This window comes from Blastocatellia bacterium (genome assembly GCA_025055075.1).
Lineage (GTDB): Bacteria > Acidobacteriota > Blastocatellia > HR10 > HR10 > HR10.
Genome location: JANWYV010000055.1, coordinates 1 through 3,018, shown reverse-complemented (window position 1 = coordinate 3,018; position 3,018 = coordinate 1). Strand labels below are relative to the sequence as shown.

Annotated in this window: 3 protein-coding genes; all 3 read left to right on the top strand. The window is 57.9% G+C overall.

What is annotated here, in order from left to right:
* The coding region (locus tag NZ746_12875; protein ID MCS6818248.1) for a hypothetical protein at positions 1–966 on the top strand (966 nt) is incomplete at its 5' end.
* Between the two features lie 15 nt (positions 967–981).
* Positions 982–1,944: a Gfo/Idh/MocA family oxidoreductase gene (locus NZ746_12870; protein MCS6818247.1), complete on the top strand. Its 963-nt coding sequence runs from the start codon at positions 982–984 to the stop codon at positions 1,942–1,944.
* Positions 1,945–1,957: 13 nt separating this feature from the next.
* A partial coding sequence (locus NZ746_12865; protein MCS6818246.1) for a hypothetical protein occupies positions 1,958–3,018 on the top strand: 1,061 nt, incomplete at its 3' end.

The window sequence follows — 3,018 nt, the reverse complement described above, 5'->3', positions numbered from 1 at the left end:
GTCGCTCAATTCCTCGTCTTCACGACGGCGATCTTGGCCATGTCCGGCGTGATCCTGAAAGCTTTCCAATGGGACATCGGAGCGATCTGGGCTCTGGCTGAGGCCGGAGGCCGAACTGGGCTCGCCAATTTCTCCTTCTCGCTTCAAGAGGTGACGCTCTGGAATGTCCTTATCGGGTATTTCTTCATCAACCTGGCTTCTTACGGAGTGGACCAAGTCATCCTTCAGCAGTATTTGACGGCGAAGAATATCGAGCAGAGCCGCCGCTCGCTGTGGGCGAATGCTGTGGTCGGCGTCCTCATCATGATTCCGCTTTTTTTCCTCGGCTTGGGGTTCTATGCGTTCTATACAAAGCGGGGACTAGTGATCGAACCAGACCGCGTGATCCCGCACTTCGCCATCACGCAATTGCCTGAGGGGCTTTCAGGGCTCGTGATCGCTGGGATCTTCGCGGCGACCATGTCAAGCATCAGCTCAGGGATTACCGCGATCACCACGGCGACGATCGTGGATTTCTATCAACGAGCTCTTCGTCCTCAAGCCTCAGCGTCACATTACGTGAAGATGGCGCGATTCTTAGCTGTCCTTTGGGGAACTGGAGCGACCATTCTTGCTCTCTTCATTGGGCGATTGGGAACGATCGCTGAGATTTCGCTGAAGACGAATAGCTTCTTCACCGGAGTCCTTCTAGGGATTTTCCTTCTTGGAGTCCTTGTTTCTCGTGCTAACCATATAGGGGCAATCATCGGAGCGGGCGTTGGGATGGCTACCGTCACCTTCGTTGGGGGGTATACGGATACGTCCTTTCTTTGGTACAGCCCGATCGGGTGCCTGACGACGGTGCTTGTGGGGTGGGGCGCGAGCCTCCTTTTCGGGAAGCTCGTGAAAGAACGTGCGGAGGTTTCGGCCTTTCTTTCCGGCGCGGATTCCAGAAGCGGGATCGCAGCCGGTTCGCAGCTCGAATGAGGGAGGAGACACGTTATGCGGTTTCTCATCGTCGGATGTGGTTCGATGGGGAAGCGGCGAATTCGCAACCTCCATCAGTTGGGAGAGAGGGAGCTTCTGGCCTTCGATCCGCGAGAAGATCGTCGGCAGGAGGTTGCCGCCCGATACGGGGTTGCTGTCTTCTCGAGCTTTGAGGAAGCGCTCGCTCAGGAACCGGAAGCGCTAGTGGTTTCGACGCCGCCGGCGTGGCATGCGCCCTATGTTGAATGGGCCATTCGCCACAACCGTCATTTCTTCTGCGAAGTGCCGCTGTCGCCTGATCCAGCGGAGATCGAGCGATTGGAGCGACTGATGCAGGAGTGTGGGTTTGATGGGGTGGCTGCTCCGAGCAGCACGTGGCGCTTCCTTCCTACAGTTCGCCTGCTGCGAGAACTGCTTCGCGAGGAATGGTTCGCTCCCGTCCTCTGCGTGCTGCATCAGGTCGGGCAATATCTCCCCGATTGGCATCCGTGGGAGGACTATCGCACTTTTTATGCAGCGGATTTGAGACTGGGAGGGGGATTGGATGTTCCGGCGATCGAGCTCAGTTGGATGCTCTGGCTCTTAGGTGAGGCGCGGGTGAAGCGGGTTCAGGGACTCGCTCGAAAGCTGAGCCGCTTGGAGATTGAAACGGCCGACGTGATCCAACTTCTGCTCGAGTGCGACAATGGGGTTCTCTTGACGATGCACTTCGATATGATCCAACGGAAAGGGGAGCGCTATGTGAAGTTCATCAGCGAGGGCGGGACGATCGTGTGGGAAGGGCGGACGGTGCGCTTCTTCCGCGCTAGCGGCACGGACTGGACGTTTCTGCCTGAATTAGAGCCGGAGGCGGTCGAACAAACCTATGTGGAGGAGATGCGAACGTTTCTCGCAGCCATTCGCGGTGAGGCCGTGTTTCCCAATGATCTCTCTACTGAGCACCATATCATGACCGTTCTTCGCCACATCATCAGTTGAAGGAGGGGATCCAATGCGCCGACGAACGTTTTTGCAAGGGATTGCTGTTGGGACGCTTGCCCTGGGGAGCGCCTCTTGGCGCGCGCTAAGTGGAGGGCAGTTGAATCCTTCTGCTCCTCAAACGCCCGTCCGAACGCTTCCGATCGAGCTGGGGACGGACAAACAGGTCTTCATTGACTGGTGGTTCATCGAACCCGGCTATGGGGTACCGTTCACTGTCGCTGCCCAACGGGCGCGCTCGTGGAGCCCTGTCTTCATGCCTCGGGGCGTTCGATTGATCGTTGTGCCGCCTATTCTATCACCAGAACCGATCATCGTTCCCGACACTCCGGCTGATGGTCTTTTCATCGGCGCCTACTGCACGCTCATGTATGAAGATGGGCTCTATCGCCTTTGGTACGAAGGGTACGAGACATTGCAGAGCGACGAGGAGGCCAAGATTTGCTACGCTGAATCCACGGACGGTCGGCAATGGCGGAAGCCGAAGCTTGGGCTTGTCGAGTACAAGGGATCGCGAGACAACAATATCGTCCTCATGGGGGCGCATGGAGCGACGATCTTCAAAGACCCATCGGCGCCTCCCTCGGAGCGCTATAAGTTGCTGTATACTGATCTGGCGACGGAACCGGATCCCACGGGAACACAGCCACTCAGTTGGCTCTTTGGCGCTGTCTCGCCAGATGGCTTGCGTTGGACGCGCTTGCGCGAACCGGTGCTAAAGCACGTGAGCGATACCCAAAATGTCTGCGTTTATGACCAAGAGTTGAAACGCTATGTGGCCCATGTACGGGGATGGGAGCCGCAGACGCGGGCTGGATTTGGCGGGCGTCGGGTGGTGAAGCGAACAGAGTCCGCGGACTTCCGTCGCTTCACGGAGCCAGAGATCGCGCTTATGCCGGGACCTGATGATCCGCCGGATGTGGACATCTATACGAATGCCTATCACCGGTGGCCGGGAGCTGCTCGTGCCCACCTAATGCTCCCAGCTTTTTACCATCGCGCGGCCGATACGGTTGAGGTTCATTTGGTCGTCAGCCGCGACGGGCGTCGTTGGTTCCGCCCCAAGCGCGAGCC

Bases quoted from the DNA above. Each gene is read 5' to 3' on its own strand.
- NZ746_12870 (MCS6818247.1), top strand. From the start codon at position 982: ATGCGGTTTCTCATCGTCGGATGTGGTTCGATGGGGAAGCGGCGAATT.